Here is a 14566-nt window from a genome sequence, read left to right as displayed (position 1 = left end):
CGTGCGGGGCTGGCCTGGGCGCGGGCCGTACTGCGCATGCCCCCCCAACCCAGGCCATCGCGAGAGCTGGACGGTCAGGGTGACCCTGCCGTCGGCCAACTCGGCGCTCACGGCGTGAGGGTGTACACGACCTCGGTGCGGGCGACGGTGAAGCCGACGCGCTCGAAGAGGCCGACCGCCTCACGGGAATCGGTGTCCACGTCGAGGCTGACCCGGTCGAAGCCGGCGTCACGCGCGGCCCGCAGGGCATGGCTGAGCAGCGCGGAGGCGACTCCGCGGCGGCGACAGGCGGGGCGGGTGCCGACCCGCATGAGATGGAGGTCCCGGACACCGGTCGCCTCGGTGTCCGCGTCCCAGGAGAAGGCCAGCAGCATGCCGACACCGGTGCCGATACCGATGCCTGTGTCGCCGCCGGTTCCACGCAGCAGGAAACTGAGGGCGGGGCGGAAAGCCTGCCAGCCGAGCAGGCCGCGCCACTGCTCCAGGGACTGCGGAACCCCGCCCCTCCTCTGGAGGAACGCCTCGTTGCTCACCGCGAAGAAGTCGGAGTCGTTGTCCTCGGTATACGCCTCGATCGCGTACCCCTCGGGGACCGCGGTGTCGACGACGGCGGCGCCAAGTGGATGCCGCATGTGCGATGACGACCTGGACGGCGTCATGCCCGCCGCCCGGTAGCAGGCGAGGGCGCCGGCGTTGCGCACGTTGTTCTGGACGTCGACGGCCAACTCCAGACCGGGGTGGTGGATCGCGTGGAGTGCCTTCGCGCACGCGATGCCCGCCGCGAGCAGCTCGGTGCCGAGTCCCCGTTGCCGGTATTCCGGGTGAACGCCGCCGCTCAGAGTCACCCGGTGCACCCCCTCGGCCCGTTGCTTGTGCGCTGCGGAGGAATAACCGACCATCGCCTCTCCGTCGAACACGCCGATCGTGCCGCGCTCCAGGTCCAGCACCGGCGCAGTGATCTGCTCCACGGCGTCCGCCTCGGAGTAGTACTCCCCGAAGACGTCGACGACTTCGATGGCGTTGAGCAGCTTCGACAGGGCGGCGGCGTCCGACAGGGCGATCGGTCGGCGGGTGAGGTGCGCAGAGGAGGGAGACACCTGAGCGAAGGTAGAGGGTACGGACCTCGACGTCACTCCCATTTCTGCGACGCTGCCGAACGCGTACGCCGTGAGGGAGCCGCCCTGTCTCCCAGGGAGGTGTACGGCATCAGCACGGCGGGAGTGCAGGGAGCTTCCTCCCGCGTTTGCCGTGCGCGGCTCGAGCGGACAGCTCCTGAAGTAGCCATGAAGGAGAACGGCCCCGACGGCCGGACCGGTGACAGTGGGCTCGACGGCTGCGGGTCGCAGCGGCGAAGCGAACGACCCGGACCGGACGCCTGCGGCTTGGTCGGCCCGGCGGTCGGCTCAGCCTCCGCAGCCGCTGACCGAGATGGAGGACACCGCGTTGTCGTAGAGGAACAGCAGCTCCTGCTTCGCTCCCGCGGGAATGCTGAAGTAATAGCCGCGGTGGTCGATGTCGGTCCAGATGCAGACCTGATCGTTGCTGAGGTTCCACACCGAGCTCGCCCGGTCGTTCCACGCCCAGCCGATGTTGAGGATGTCGGCCGGCTCCAGCTGCAGCACGTCCCCGGTGTTGTTGTGGCCGTCGAAGAGGTAGATCTTCCCCGCGACGAAGCCGTCCTTGGGGTCGGCCGACGCAGTTCCCGGAGCCGCCAGTACGACGGTGGAGGCGATGGTTGCCGCTACCGCGGCGGCCTTCAGTGTCAGTTTCATGAGGACCCTTCCGGTCGTGTCCCTGAAAAGCGCGATCGTGGCCGCCCGCGTCCGGCTTTCGCTTGTCGCAGGCACCCGGTCGTAGGACGCCGCCCCGCGCTCAGCAGTTCGCACAGATGACGATGATCACAATTTCCCGGATGGGCGAGCGCGTCGGCTCTCTGACGGTTACCTCGATCGTTTCGGAACCGTCCCCGAGGCAGCAGGTCGAGTCCCGCCTTGCTTCGGACGGTCCGCGGGTTGCAGGAAGTGTCGCGGCTGGACCTCGTGCGCGTGCCGTCGTTCCGCACTGTCACATCACGCGCGGCAGGAACTCCCGCCGGTCGGAGCCGAGGGAGGCATGCCTCCGGATGGTGGGCATCCTGGTTGGGGCATTGGAGGGCTGGCGCGCGGCTTGGCCGGGCGTCGGACCGGGCGATCGGCAGACTGGGCCCATGGATCGATCATCATCGGCTGACGCCCGTCCGAGAGGCGGGGGTTCTTCGGAGGCGGTCCCGCTCGGCCAGGACGGACGGCAGGGACCTCTTCTGCTGCGCCTGGCGCGGTGGGGATGGCTGGTACCCGGGGCGTTCCTCGTCGTGGTGATGACGCTCGGCCTCTGGCTGGGGCCGACTCCTGACACCGAGAACTGGCTGCTGATGGTCCCCCTCCTGGCCGCAGCCCTGTGCTCGGGGAGGGTGACCGCCCTCTTCGGGTGCGCCGTCCTGCTGATCAACCGCCTCCTCACGGTCGTCGTGCCAGGGCAGGCACTGCGACTGAGCGGGTTCCTTCTGGATCTGTGCGTGGTGCTTCTCGCGGTACTGGTCGCCGTGCTGCGTTCCCGCACCCGGTCGTACATGGTTCGGCTGCAGAACGCGCTCCTCGCGGCCCGCGAGGTCGTCGTGCGGCCCATCCCCTACGGCTGGGGCGGCCTGGAGACCTCCACCGCCTTCCTCCCCGCCGACACCGAGTCCCGGATGAGCGGCGACTTCTACGACATCCTGGCGTCCCCTCACGGCACACGCGTCGTCCTGGGCGACGTCCAGGGCAAAGGGCTGGCCGCGCTGTCGACGGCCGGAGCGGTGGTCGGGGCCTTCCGGGAAGCCGGCTACCACGAAGCGGACCTCGCGGTGATCGCCGCACGGATGGAGGACAGCCTGCGCCGCCACAACCAGCTCATGGCCGCGGTCGACGCCACCCACGAACCACGCTTCGTCACCGCCGTCGTCATCGGCCTCTCCGAGGACGGCATGCACGCCGACGTGATCAACTACGGCCACGAAGGCCCGCTCGTCTTCGGACCCGGCGGAGTGCGCCAGCTCCCGCAGGAACGGAACCCTCCCATGGGTCTGGGAGAACTCACCGGCGCCGAGACAGGGATCGACCGCGTCCGCCTGGAGGAGGGCGAAACCGTCCTCCTCGTCACCGACGGGGTCACCGAGGCCCGCAACAGCCAGGGCGAATTCTTCCCTCTCACCACCTGGGCGGAACAGCTGACGACCTCAGCCCCCGGCGACACCACGCCCGCACCGCACACCCTGCTGCACCGACTCGTCGACGCACTCACCGACCACTCCGCAGGCCACCTCGACGACGACGCCACCCTCCTCGCCCTCCGCCGACTGGACCAGAAGGCCGCGCAAGCGCTCGACACACCTGCGTAGAGCTCACCGACCCGACCGCCCGTCGGCAAGCCGAGGACCACGGATCACCGCCCGCGCGCTGGGCACGCTCGACCACACCATCGTGAACAAGCCGGTCGAGGTCCGCGTCACCCGGCCGCTGGAGGGGGCCATCGCCGCGGCCTCGCGGAACCGCCGGCGCCCGTCGGTGGCGTGGGAGCGTAGCCGCCGACCGCCCCGTCCCGGGCGAGGCCGAGCGACCCGGCGCGACCCGGCGGTGCCTCGGCGAGCAACCTGCCCGGCCCAGAAGCGTCTCGCGGTGGTCCTCGCTGCGGCTCGCGGCGTGATGCCCGGGGCGGCCGGAGCGGCGGGCGGGCGTGGCCCGTCCGACGGCCCCGTTCACCCTCCCGGCCACCACCGCGGCTGCGGACGGCGCCGGTCCCTGCGCATCGGTTCCGGCGCGGGGGCAGCGGTGCCGCCGCTGCGGCAGGATGGAGATATGGGCATGGCTTCGGTGCCGGTTCTGGTCTTCGACGGCGACTGCGGTTTCTGCACCTCCTCGGTGCGCGTCATCGAGCGGTGGGTGCGGCCGCGGTGCGTCTCCGTGCCCTGGCAGCGCGCGGACCTCACCGACCTCGGCGTCTCCCGTGACCGCGCGCAGCGCGAGGCGCTCTGGGTGACACCGGCGGGGACGGTGTACGGAGGCGCGGAGGCCGTGGCGCGGATCCTCCGGAGCGCGGGCGGCGGGTGGGCGCTGTGCGGGGCGGCGATGGCCCGGCCGCCGCTGAGCTGGGCGGCCCGTGCGGCCTACCGGATCATCGCGGCGAACCGGCGGCGCCTCCCCGGCGGCACCCCCGCCTGCGCCTTGCCCCCGCCGGGGGACGGCACGCCGCCGTGACCGCCTCCGGGAGGAGATCAGCCCTACAGCTCCAGCGCGCCGGTCGTGGCACCACGGTGGTGAAGGGGCAGGGATCCGTGCCCTTCCCGCCGTCCCGATCCGGAACGGGCTGGTGGGTGCGCAAAACGTCGTCGTAGACGCTTTCGACGAGCGGAATCCGGTCGGCCCGGCGGCACTGCGAGGGCACATCCTGGCTGACTCGCACCGCTTTGCGGCCGTCACGTCAGGGAGGCGACCTGCGCGGCGTCCTCCGCCGTGGCCGGCACCTCGGCGAGCCAGATCCGTTCGTCCGTCGTCCGCGCCTGCCAGCGTGTGTCCTGTCCCCTGTCCTGGCAGCCTGTCCGGCTCGTCCTCACCGGCCGCGGTACCGGCGTTTCCGCCGGCCGGCCGCGCGGCCCCGGCACGACGCGTCAGCAGTGACGTTCTACGGGCAGGGGTGGACCGTCCAGGGCGTGATGCCGGAGGGCGTGTCCGGCATCAGGCGGGTGAGGTCGAAGGAGACGGGGTCCGTCTCGGCGGCCAGGAGGAGCAGGCGCAGTGGCTGGGGGTGCAGGTTGACGACGGTGGTGCGGAGGCCGGGGTGGTGCGGGGTGGAGTCGAAGAGGAGGTGGAGGCCGGCGATGTCCATGAAGGTGGTGTGGTGCATGTCCCACTGCAGTTCGGTCACGTGTGGGGGCAGGGCGCGGGCCGCGGACGTGAGCGGGGGAAGGCTGTCGTGGTCGATCTCTCCGCGTGGGGTGATGCGGGCGCGGGTGCCGTCGGTGGTGACGATGGGGTTCATGCTGGGCAGGCCCCCTTTCCGGGGGTTGGTGAGCCCAAAGGCGCAGTACCCCTTCGTCTCGTCCGGAGAGGGGCTGCGACGGTGGCCGGGGCCGGGTGCCCTGGGTGAGGGCAACGCCCGGCGTCCCGGAAGGCCGCCACCCCGGAGGTCGGGGGCCGGCCTGTCTCGTTGTCCGTCCACCGTCGCACATCACCGCTCCCGACCACGACCCTCCTCGGGCGGCCTGCCCGCTCCAGTCCGACGACGACCCAACCGCGACCTCCCGGCACAGCGGTGGGCGAAGGCCGGACATCACGTGGTTCGCCGTGCCGGCCCTCGGGTGATCTCACGCCGGTTGCGGAGGGACCCAGGGACGGGCCGGAACCCGTGTGCAGTTGTCCGGCCCGCCGAGACGATGCTGCAAGAACCGCGTTGCCCTGCCTGCGCACGTCCGCCGACCGCGGCCTCGATCAGAGGGAAGAGCACGAGGGCTGGCCCCGAGGGGAAACCGGTGACGCGCTTGTTCCGGGCACGACATATGCTTCCTTGCGGCAGTCGCGCCCCCGCGTGGCATGCGCCCGTCTCGAGGGCGATGTCACGCGTGTGTTTTCGCGCGCTCCTCGCGCCCGGCGATCACCGGGTTTTCTCTGGGGGTAACACCTGTGCGTGGGCGCGGCATCTCCGCAGCGACGGCTCTCACCGTCCTCTTCAGTTCGGCGGCACTGACCGTTGCCGCGGCCGGCAACGCCTCGGCCGCCGCCGCGAGCGTCACCACTCCCGGCGGCCTGGTGGCCGACGCGGCACACCGGCGCGTCTTCGTGGGTGACCCCGTCAACAGCAGCGTCGCTGTCGCCGACTGGTCCGGCAACCTGGTCAAGCGCGTCTACGGCATCCCCAGCGTCTCCGCTCTCGCACTGTCGGACGACGGTGCCACGCTGTACGCCGCCGCCCCTGCGAGCCAGGAGGTCATCGCTCTCGATGCGGGTACGCTCGCGGTCAAGGACCGGTGGTCCGTCTCCGCCGACCGGGGTCCTCAGGATGTCGCCTTCTCCGCGGGCAGGGTCTGGTTCACCTACATCGACGAGTCGAGCGGCAACCTGGGCTCCGTCGACCCGGACTGGGCCCCGTCGGCTGATCCGACTCCGGAGCCCAACGGGTCCACCGTGGAGCCGACGGCCGAGCCGACGCCTGAGCCCACCCCGGTGCCGGCCGGCCCGGCGACGCTCGCCGCGGCCTCCGCCACGGCGGACGGCCCCGTCCGGCTCGGGTTGCTGCCCCGCGGCAGCTGGGACGGCGCGGCCATCGTCGACACCGACCCCTCCTCGCCCGGCCTTCTGGCCGTGGGCGAGATCAACGCCGGCTCGGGCTCCATGACGGTCCTGGACGTCTCGTCCGGCACTCCGCGGGAAGTCGCCCACCAGCAGGGCGACCACTCGCTGACCCGCTACATCACCGACCTCGATCTGGTCCCCGGCCACACGGAGCTGCTCGTCGCCGGCCGGCAGCGGGACGCGTACGCGAACGGCGTGTTCCGCGCCGCCGGCGAATACCCGGCGCGCGGGTCGCGGGCGGACGTCAACGCCCAGGGCACCGTCGCCAACTTCACCTACGACTACATCAACCTGTTCAGCACCATCTCGGTCTTCAGGCCGAACGGCACCATGCCGCTGCGCACCATCACCATGGACGGCGAGGCGGCCGACCTGGTGTGGGGCGACTCCTCCCGGCTCTTCGCCCTGGTCGGCTCGTACGGCTCCTACACCCTGACGACGTACACCGGTGCCAACCTCAACACACCGACACTGACCGTGAACGCCCCCGCCAAGGGCACCATCGGCACCAAGCTGACGGTCACCGGCAAGATCACGGCGACGGAGCCGCTGCCGACCGGCGTCAGGCTGACCGTGACCCGCACCGACGTGGCCAGCCCCAACGGCAAGGCGCTGCCGAGCGTAACGGCCAAGGCGGACGGCACGTTCAGCTTCAGCGACACCCCGCCGACCGGCGACAACGTCGTCTACCGCGTCGCCTACGCGGGCGACGCCGCCCACACGGCGGTCTCCAAGACGGACACCGTGGTCGTCCCACGTGCCAAGCCGACGCTGACGCTGAACAACAACGGCAAGGTCTACTCCTACGGCAAGGACGTCACGTTCACCGCCCACCTGGGCAAGACGTACTCCAACCGCACGGTCGAGATCTGGGCCAACCCCTACGGCTCCGACAAGCCCAACAAGCTGATCAGGACCGGCAAGGTCAACTCCAGCGGCAACCTCTCCGCGGTCGTCGACATGAAGCGCGACACCACGGTGACCGCCGTCTTCAAGGGCGACACCAAGTTCGCGCCCAGGACCGTGAAGTCGATCGGCTACGCCAAGGTCAGCATCTCCAACACGGTCTCCGGCCACTACAGGACCGGCACCATCGGCTCGCGCAACTACTACTGGTTCCGCAAGACCAAGGACGCGCTCGTCAGCACCACGATGAGCCACTACCCGCGCCGCGAGGTGTGGTACGAGTACGAGGTCTACGACGGCGGTGCCTGGCGGCGCACCGCTACGGGGTACTTCGAGCTCGGTTCGACCGGCAAGGTCACCGTCGACGTCGGTACGCCCGGCGTGGCCGGCATCAAGGCACGCGTCCGGACGAGTTACATCAACGACCCGTCCGGCGACGACGTCAACACCACGACGCGCGGAGCCTGGAAGTACCTGTACTTCACCAACTGATCCGTCGAACTACCGCTGCGACGCCGTGCCCCCCAGGACTCCGGGGCGCGGCGTCGCGCCGTTGGCGGCACGCTGGCCCAGCGCGCGAACCGCGGGGGCAGCACCGAACTCTTGCAGGGTGGCCACCCATCGGGTGACGGCCGGCGTAACCGCGCGGTCGGCGCCGATGAACTCGGTCATGGGCATTTCATAGCACGGGTGGGCGATGTCCACGGCCGGACGGTGAGGGGGTGGTGGGGGTTGACGGGAGGGCGGGGTGGTTGGGTGGGGGGCCGGTACCGGGACGAGTGGTGTGGAGGACGGGTTCTTGAGTGCGCTGCCGCTGGAGGGGATCACCGTGGTGAGTCTGGAGCAGGCGGTCGCCGCTCCGTTCGCCACCCGTCAGCTCGCCGATCTCGGCGCCCGGGTCGTCAAGGTCGAACGGCCGGGGACCGGGGACTTCGCCCGTGGCTACGACCGCACGGTGCACGGCCAGTCAAGCCACTTCGTCTGGCTGAACCGGTCGAAGGAGTCGGTCACGCTCGACGTGAAGTCCGCCGGTGGACGGGAGGTGCTGGACCGGCTGCTGGAGCGGGCCGACGTGTTCGTGCAGAACCTCACGCCCGCCGCGGTCGGCAGGCTCGGGCTGACCTGGGAGGAGCTGAACCGGGCCCATCCCCGGCTGGTGGTCTGCGAGATCTCCGGCTGGGGCAGTGACGGGCCGTGGGCCGACCGGAAGGCGTACGACCTGCTGGTGCAGTGCGAGACCGGGCTGGTGTCCGTGACCGGGACGCCGGAGGAGGCGGTCAAGGCCGGGATCGCCGTGGCCGACATCGCCGCCGGGATGTACGCCTACTCGGGCATCCTCGCCGCGCTGCTGCGGCGGGCCACCACCGGACGGGGAACGGCCGTCCAGGTGTCGCTGTTCGAGGCACTCGCCGAGTGGATGGGGTATCCGGCGTACTACACGGCCTACAGCGGGCGGCAGCCCGCGCGGGCCGGCGCCTCCCACGCGACGATCGCCCCCTACGGGCCGTTCACCGCGGCGGACGGGAGCACGGTGCTGGTCGCGGTGCAGAACGAGCGGGAGTGGGCCTCGCTGTGCGAGGTGTTCCTGGGGCGGCCGGAGGTCGCGGTCGACGAGCGCTTCGCCACCGGGCCGGCTCGGGTGGCGCACCGGGGTGAGGTGGACGCGCTCGTCGCCGCGCGGTTCGCCGAGCTCGACGCCGCGGACGCGGGCGAGCTGCTCGGGAAGGCCGGGGTCGCGCATGCGCGGATGAACTCCGTGCGGGACTTCTGGGACCACCCGCTGCTGGAGGCGCGGGACCGGTGGCGGGAGGTCGGCACTCCCGGGGGCGTCGTGCGGGCCCTGCTGCCGCCCACCGGCCTGAGCGGAGTGACGCCGCGGATGGACCCCGTGCCCGCGGTCGGCGAGCACACCCAGGAGCTTCTCGTGGAGCTGGGGTACAGCCGGGACGAGATCGGGCGGCTACGCGAGCAGGGGGCCGTCTGAGGAGGGCCGGGACACGGCCCTGGAGTGTGGTCACTTTCTGGCGTGGTTGCGCCGGTTGGAGCCGAGGCGGGGATGAGGGACGCGGGTGCGCGTGCGGTGCTTGCGGGGGACGACCGGCTCCTCCTTCTCGCCGGGGAGCCGGCGCAGGTGGTGGAGCCATGCGGCGCCGGCCGCGGACAGGAGGCCGACGGCGGTGCAGCAGAGCCAGGGCAGCCAGGTCCGGCCGGTGCGGTCCCCGAGGTCCATCGCCCAGCCGACGGCGCTGGTGCAGGCGGAGGCGGCGACGCCGGAGATGACGTAGAAGAAGCCGAAATAGGTGCCGACCAGGCCGTCGGTGGCGTGGCGGGTGACCAGTTCGAGGGCGGACGGCTGGGTGGTCATCTGGCCGAGGGCGAGGAGGAAGGCGCCGGCCGCGAGGGGGGTCAGGAGCAGCACGGTGTCGGCGAGACCGGAGGGCGGCGCCGGCGTGGTGAACATGATGACGAGCGGGGGAAGGAAGGCCAGGCCCATGACGGCGAGCCCGGGGGCGATCCAGCCGGGGGGTCCGCCTCTGGCGCGGATCAGGCGGGTCACCCGCAGTTGGAGGGCGAGGCCCGCGGCGGCGACGACCATGGGCATGACGGCGGCTGCGGCGGGTTCGCCGGACACGCCTTGGGCGGTGTGCACGAAGAGGAGGTAGATCTGGTTCTCCAGGGCCGTGAGGGCCGTCATGGTGAGCGAGAAGGCCAGGAACCCCCTGTCGTGCAGGACGAGCAGGCAGCCTCGCAGGACGGACCGGCCTCGGCGTTGGCGGTCTCCTCTTCCGTGTCGGGCATGGGCGGGCAGCGCGAAGAGCTGGAGCATGGTCATGGCCGCCAGCACGGCCGCCGCGGTGACCGCGGCGGCCCGGAAGTCGATCATGCAGAGCACGCTGCCCAGTGCGAGGCCGATGAGGCCGCCGGTAGCGGTGAAGACGTTGAGCATCGCGAACACCTCTGCCCTGCGGTCGGGCGGGGCCGCCTGGGCGGCGCAGGCCCGCATCGCCGGGTAGAGCAGCGCCCCGCCGACGCCCGTGAGGACGGAGGCGACGAGCACCGCGTGGAGGGTGTCCACGACGGCGATCAGGGCGAAGCCGGCCAGGCGGAGCACGCATCCGATCGGGATGACGCGGAAACCGCCGAGCCGGTCGGAGGCCGTGCCGCCGAGCACGACCAGCCCTTGGTGGCTGAGCTGGATCGTGCCGAGGATCGCCCCGACGAGTGCCGAGGACAGACCCAGGTTCCCGCCGAGGTGGCCCGCCAGGAAGGGGAAGAGGAGGAACGTGCCGACGTCGATGCCGAGTTGGTTCACCATCAGGAACCGGACGGTCGCGGGGAAACTGCGGACCGTGCGGAATGTGTCCATGGAGCTTCCTTGCGCACGGCCCGTCGGACTGGCCCGGTGCGCAGGGAGGTCCGTGCATATGCCATTCACGATAGGGAATGGCAAGTGTCGGTTTGCCCGGATCGGGCGGACAAGAACTCCTTCGAGCGACGCGGTTCATATCGCCGCACCATCAGGTCGTCCGACGCCTGTGCGCGGGCTCGTTCGCTCGCCCCTGGTGGTGCGCTTCTGCGCCCCTACCTGGGGCTCCTGGCGGCCGACAGGTTCGGTGCCGGGAGTTTCGGCTGATGGGGAGGCGGGCGGCGCCCCGGGCGGGGAGGGCGCACGCGCGGGTTGCCGGAGGGCGGTTCCGGGTGCGAAGCGTTGGACCGGGTCACGTCAGGGATCTGCGCCTGCGAACGATCCGGAACCGCCCGGGAGGGGTCAGCGGGCGACGTTCTCGGTGACCGTCAGCAGGGACAGTTCCTCGCGCGTCGGCAGTCCTTCCCAGTCCCCGGGGACGGTGCAGGCGAACGCGCCGGTGGCGACCGCGGTGCGCAGCCGCCGCTCCAGCGGCTTCCCGGCGAGGAGTTCGGCGAGGTAGCCGGCCACGAAGGCGTCGCCCGCCCCGACCGTGTCGACGGCGTCGACGGGGACGGCGGGCACGGTCAGCCGTTCCCCGTCGGCCACGGCGGCGCAGCCGTCGGCGCCGAGCTTGACGACGGCCTGGGAGGGCCCGAGGGCGCCGAGGGCCGCCGCGGTCTCCAGCGGGTCGTCGTGCGGGGCGACGAAGAGTTCCGCCTCCTCGGGGCCGGCGAAGACGATGTCGGCGGCGGCGACGAGGGGGGCGAGCTCTTCGGCCGCCCGGGCCGGACTCCAGAGCTTCGTGCGGAGGTTGACGTCGAAGGAGACGAGGACGCCGCGGTCCTTCGCCGTGTGGACGGCGTGGCGGACCGCGTCGGCGGCGGTGGCCGAGAGGGCGGGGGTGATGCCGGTGACGTGGAGGAGGGCGGCTCCGCCGAAGGCGTCGTCGGGGACGTCCTCGGGGGCGAGCCGGGATCCGGCGCTTCCCGCACGGTAGTACCAGACGCCGGTGGTGCGGGCGGTCCGGCGTTCCTTGACCATCAGCCCGGTGGGAGCTCCGGTGTCCACCCTGACGCGCAGGTCGAGGTCCTCGGCGCGCAGGTGCCGGGTGACGCTGCGGCCGAAGGGGTCGTCGCCGACGCGGCCGATCCAGGTGGCGGGGACGCCGAGGCGGCGCAGTCCGATGGCGACGTTGCTCTCGGCGCCTCCCACGGACAGGGCCATGCCCGGGACGTGGGCGAGGGCGCCGACACGGTCGGGGGTGAGCAGGGCCATGGTCTCGCCGAGGGTGACGACGCGGGTGGGCCGGGTGTCAGGCACCGGAGACCTCCTGGGCGGCGTCGCGGATGTCGCGCAGGACCTCGCGGGCGCGTCGGCGCAGGGCGGTGAGGTCGCCGCCGTTCAGGGCGTCGCCGAGGAGGGGACCGCCCAGGCTGACGGCGGGGCAGCCGACGCGGATCCAGTCGCCGACGGCGGAGCGGTCCACTCCCCCGGACGGGATGACGGGCATGCCGGGGAAGGGCCCGTGCAGGTCCTTGACGTAGCGGGGCCCGACGGCGGAGGCGGGGAACAGCTTCACGGCGGAGGCGCCGGCGGCCCAGCCGGTGCGCAGTTCGGTCGGGGTGAGGCCACCGGGCACGATGGGGACGCCGTGGGCCACGGCGGCGCGGATCAGTCCGGGGTCGGTGTGCGGGGTGACGACGTACCGGGCGCCTGCCGCGACGACGGCGTCGAGGTCGTCGGTCGACAGGACGGTTCCGGCGCCGACCTCGGCGTCCTCGCCGAGCGCCTCGGCCAGCTCGGCTATGGCGGCCACTCCGCCCGCCGTGGTGAGCGTGACCTCCATGCTGCGGATGCCTTCCTCGGCGAGCGCCTCGGCGGCGGGGCGCAGGTGGCGGGCGTCCGCGGCGCGCAGGACGGCGATCACCCTGGTCTCGCGCAGGATGGGGCTCAGCGGCTGGGGCCGGGCCTGCTGCCCGGGCCGGGACCGGCCGGGCTCGGCGTCGGGGCGGACCGTGTGGGCCGTGTTCACGGGGTGGCTCCTCATGGGTGCGGGTGCGGGTGCGGGTACGGGTGCGGGGGGTGGAGGTGGCGCGGCGCGCGGTGGCCGGGTCAGGTGCCGCGGGCGGGCGGCGGGCGGCGGGCTGCCTGCGGGTCCGCCGCGGCCCTCGGCGCGGAGGGCCCGGGGGCCGTTGCCGGGCCGCCGGGCGCAGGTTGCCGCACGCCGGGCGCACAGGACCCCCGCGCGACAGGAGGCTGGGCACCGGACGCCGGACACCGAGCGCCGGACGCCGGACCGGGGAACGCCCTCAGAGGACCACCCGGTAATGGGTGGTCAGGCGGCCGGTGTCGTCGAGGACGTGGTAGGCGATGCCGGGCGGCTGCTCGCGGTCGGCTGGGGCGTCGCCCTCCCAGGACATGCGCAGGGTCCAGGTGACGGCCGGGCCGACGATCAGGGGGCGGCCGGCGAAGACCGAGGCGGCCGCGGTGTGGGCGTGACCGGTGAGCACGGCGGCGACCCGGGGGTGGGCTTCCAGGAGGGCGGCGAGCGTGTCCGGCTGCTGGAGTCGGCAGGAGTCCGGCAGGGGGTGGTGGAGGTCGACCGGCGGCTGGTGGAAGGCGAGCAGCGCGGGGGTGCCCTCCGGCAGGGCGGTGAGTTCGGCGTCCATCCAGGCCAGGGTCTCGGCGTCGAGCAGGCCTTCGTCGCGGCCGGGAAGGGTGGAGTCGCACATGAGGACGGCGGTCCCGGCGACGTGGTGGAGGCGGTTGACGGGGCCCGGGCCGGGCTCCTCGCCGAGCAGGGCCTTGCGGAAGGCCGGGCGGGAGTCGTGGTTGCCGGGACAGGTCAGCACGGGGAAGGGGGCGGCCAGGATCCGGGCGGCCTCCTCGTACTCGGCCTCCGCGCCGTGGTCGGCGATGTCCCCGGTGACCAGGAGGGCGTCGACCGGTCGGGGCAGGGACCGCAGGTGGTCCATGACGCGCTCGGCGCGGCGGGTGGCCCGTCCGCCGCCGTCCAGGTGGAGGTCGCTGATCTGCGCCAGCAGCACCGTCATCGTCGCACCCTCTCGTGGCGGCCCCCGGCCGCCGGTCGGCGCCCGCGGCGAACCGGCCGCCGCGCGCTGCCTAACGGTGGATTCCTCGTTTACCGTGAGGACAGTAGACTGCCGGGCGGTCCGTCAGCAAGGGGCTGACGGCGGGGAGGGCGGGGGGCGCTGATGGAGCGTCGGCTTGCGCTGGAGCTGGCGGGCACGATCCGGCACGACGGCGTCGGCGGTGTCGCGGACGACCTCGCCACGCTGCCCGGTACGACGGAGTGGCTGCGGGAGCGGTCGGACGCGCTGGCCGGTCTTCCGCCGGACGGGATCACGGCGGACGACCGGCTGCGGGGCGAGGTCGTGGAGCTGCGGCGGGCCGTCCGTGCCCTGTTCGCGCGGGCGGCGGGTCCGGCCGGCCCGGCCGGCCCGGCGGACGCGCGCCGGCTGATGCCGGTCGACGAGGCCGTGGCCGCCCTGAACGCGGCCGCCGCGCGGGCGGCGGTCGTCCCGCGGCTGGACTGGCTGCCAGGGGACCCGCCCGCCGCCCGGACGGTGCCGGTCGGCGGGGATCTCACCGCGCGGGTCGTCGCGGCCCTGGCCGGGGACGCCATCGCGTTCCTGGGCGGGCCCGATCGGGACCTGCTGCGGGCCTGCCCGGCGCCGCGGTGCGTGCGGTACTTCGTGAAGAGCCACGGCCGGCAGGAGTTCTGCAAGGCTTCCTGCGGGAACCGGGCCCGGGCGGCCCGCCACTACCGGCGCCGGCGCGCGGACGCGGAGGACGGGACCGGCCGGTCCTGACCCCGAGTGGACCCGCCGGTCCTGAGGCCGCGTGCACCCGCCGGAGCTGAACCCGA

Annotated in this window: 13 protein-coding genes; 5 read left to right on the top strand and 8 right to left on the bottom strand. The window is 72.8% G+C overall.

Annotated features, from left to right (window positions below):
- Nucleotides 1-107: 107 nt before the first annotated feature.
- Together ABZ836_RS20845 and ABZ836_RS20840 are read right to left on the bottom strand one after the other, a co-directional pair.
- Entirely contained in the window at nt 108-1097 is a 990-nt protein-coding gene (locus tag ABZ836_RS20845; RefSeq protein WP_361144219.1) for a GNAT family N-acetyltransferase, read from the bottom strand.
- Nucleotides 1098-1403: 306 nt separating this feature from the next.
- Entirely contained in the window at nt 1404-1772 is a 369-nt protein-coding gene (locus tag ABZ836_RS20840; RefSeq protein ID WP_356133325.1) for a peptidase inhibitor family I36 protein, read from the bottom strand.
- Between the two features lie 434 nt (nt 1773-2206).
- Here ABZ836_RS20840 and ABZ836_RS20835 point away from each other — a divergent pair, with 434 nt between their 5' ends.
- Nucleotides 2207-3415, top strand: a complete 1209-nt coding sequence (locus ABZ836_RS20835) for a PP2C family protein-serine/threonine phosphatase (protein WP_361144216.1) — start codon at nt 2207-2209, stop codon at nt 3413-3415.
- 463 nt (nt 3416-3878) lie between these two features.
- Nucleotides 3879-4271, top strand: a complete 393-nt coding sequence (locus ABZ836_RS20830) for a DCC1-like thiol-disulfide oxidoreductase family protein (protein WP_356133321.1) — start codon at nt 3879-3881, stop codon at nt 4269-4271.
- A gap of 424 nt (nt 4272-4695) precedes the next feature.
- Here the strand turns inward: ABZ836_RS20830 and ABZ836_RS20825 are convergent, their stop codons facing one another.
- Nucleotides 4696-5052 carry an STAS domain-containing protein gene (locus tag ABZ836_RS20825; RefSeq protein ID WP_361144212.1) on the bottom strand — a complete coding sequence of 119 codons (357 nt, stop codon included), beginning with the start codon at nt 5050-5052 and terminating at the stop codon, nt 4696-4698.
- 641 nt (nt 5053-5693) lie between these two features.
- Between ABZ836_RS20825 and ABZ836_RS20820 the strand changes: the two genes are divergently transcribed.
- A complete protein-coding gene (locus ABZ836_RS20820) occupies nt 5694-7760 on the top strand; it encodes an Ig-like domain repeat protein (protein ID WP_361144209.1) in 2067 nt (688 codons plus the stop codon).
- Between the two features lie 9 nt (nt 7761-7769).
- On the opposite strand, the gene ABZ836_RS20815 is transcribed toward ABZ836_RS20820, so the two are convergent.
- On the bottom strand, nt 7770-7940 hold the full coding sequence (locus tag ABZ836_RS20815; protein ID WP_356133315.1) for a hypothetical protein: 171 nt from the start codon (nt 7938-7940) through the stop codon (nt 7770-7772).
- A gap of 127 nt (nt 7941-8067) precedes the next feature.
- Here ABZ836_RS20815 and ABZ836_RS20810 point away from each other — a divergent pair, with 127 nt between their 5' ends.
- Nucleotides 8068-9252, top strand: a complete 1185-nt coding sequence (locus tag ABZ836_RS20810) for a CaiB/BaiF CoA-transferase family protein (protein ID WP_356133313.1) — start codon at nt 8068-8070, stop codon at nt 9250-9252.
- A 30-nt stretch (nt 9253-9282) separates the two neighbouring features.
- On the opposite strand, the gene ABZ836_RS20805 is transcribed toward ABZ836_RS20810, so the two are convergent.
- The 4 genes from ABZ836_RS20805 to ABZ836_RS20790 form a co-directional block, all read right to left on the bottom strand.
- Complete coding sequence (locus ABZ836_RS20805; protein WP_356133311.1) at nt 9283-10635, bottom strand: MFS transporter; 1353 nt, start codon at nt 10633-10635, stop codon at nt 9283-9285.
- 402 nt (nt 10636-11037) lie between these two features.
- A complete protein-coding gene (locus ABZ836_RS20800) occupies nt 11038-11997 on the bottom strand; it encodes a sugar kinase (RefSeq protein ID WP_361144205.1) in 960 nt (319 codons plus the stop codon).
- Nucleotides 11990-12709, bottom strand: a complete 720-nt coding sequence (locus tag ABZ836_RS20795; protein WP_361144202.1) for a bifunctional 4-hydroxy-2-oxoglutarate aldolase/2-dehydro-3-deoxy-phosphogluconate aldolase — start codon at nt 12707-12709, stop codon at nt 11990-11992. Before ABZ836_RS20795 ends, ABZ836_RS20800 begins: the two co-directional genes overlap by 8 nt.
- 277 nt (nt 12710-12986) lie before the next feature.
- On the bottom strand, nt 12987-13730 hold the full coding sequence (locus ABZ836_RS20790) for a metallophosphoesterase (protein ID WP_361144199.1): 744 nt from the start codon (nt 13728-13730) through the stop codon (nt 12987-12989).
- Nucleotides 13731-13892: 162 nt separating this feature from the next.
- On the opposite strand from ABZ836_RS20790, the gene ABZ836_RS20785 reads away from it, so the two are divergent.
- A complete protein-coding gene (locus ABZ836_RS20785) occupies nt 13893-14510 on the top strand; it encodes an ABATE domain-containing protein (RefSeq protein WP_361144196.1) in 618 nt (205 codons plus the stop codon).
- Nucleotides 14511-14566 lie beyond the last annotated feature (56 nt).

Origin of the sequence: Streptomyces sp. NPDC047130, assembly GCF_040643475.1 — a bacterium.
GTDB lineage: Bacteria > Actinomycetota > Actinomycetes > Streptomycetales > Streptomycetaceae > Streptomyces.
This window is presented reverse-complemented; position numbering and strand designations above follow the sequence as displayed.

What these genes read in the sequence shown, in the direction of transcription:
- ABZ836_RS20840 (WP_356133325.1), bottom strand. Translation starts at nt 1,772, where the DNA reads ATGAAACTGACACTGAAGGCCGCCGCGGTAGCGGCAACCATCGCCTCC.
- ABZ836_RS20835 (WP_361144216.1), top strand. Translation starts at nt 2,207, where the DNA reads ATGGATCGATCATCATCGGCTGACGCCCGTCCGAGAGGCGGGGGTTCT.
- ABZ836_RS20830 (WP_356133321.1), top strand. Translation starts at nt 3,879, where the DNA reads ATGGCTTCGGTGCCGGTTCTGGTCTTCGACGGCGACTGCGGTTTCTGC.
- ABZ836_RS20825 (WP_361144212.1), bottom strand. Translation starts at nt 5,052, where the DNA reads ATGAACCCCATCGTCACCACCGACGGCACCCGCGCCCGCATCACCCCA.
- ABZ836_RS20815 (WP_356133315.1), bottom strand. Translation starts at nt 7,940, where the DNA reads ATGACCGAGTTCATCGGCGCCGACCGCGCGGTTACGCCGGCCGTCACC.
- ABZ836_RS20805 (WP_356133311.1), bottom strand. Translation starts at nt 10,635, where the DNA reads ATGGACACATTCCGCACGGTCCGCAGTTTCCCCGCGACCGTCCGGTTC.
- ABZ836_RS20790 (WP_361144199.1), bottom strand. Translation starts at nt 13,730, where the DNA reads ATGACGGTGCTGCTGGCGCAGATCAGCGACCTCCACCTGGACGGCGGC.
- ABZ836_RS20785 (WP_361144196.1), top strand. Translation starts at nt 13,893, where the DNA reads ATGGAGCGTCGGCTTGCGCTGGAGCTGGCGGGCACGATCCGGCACGAC.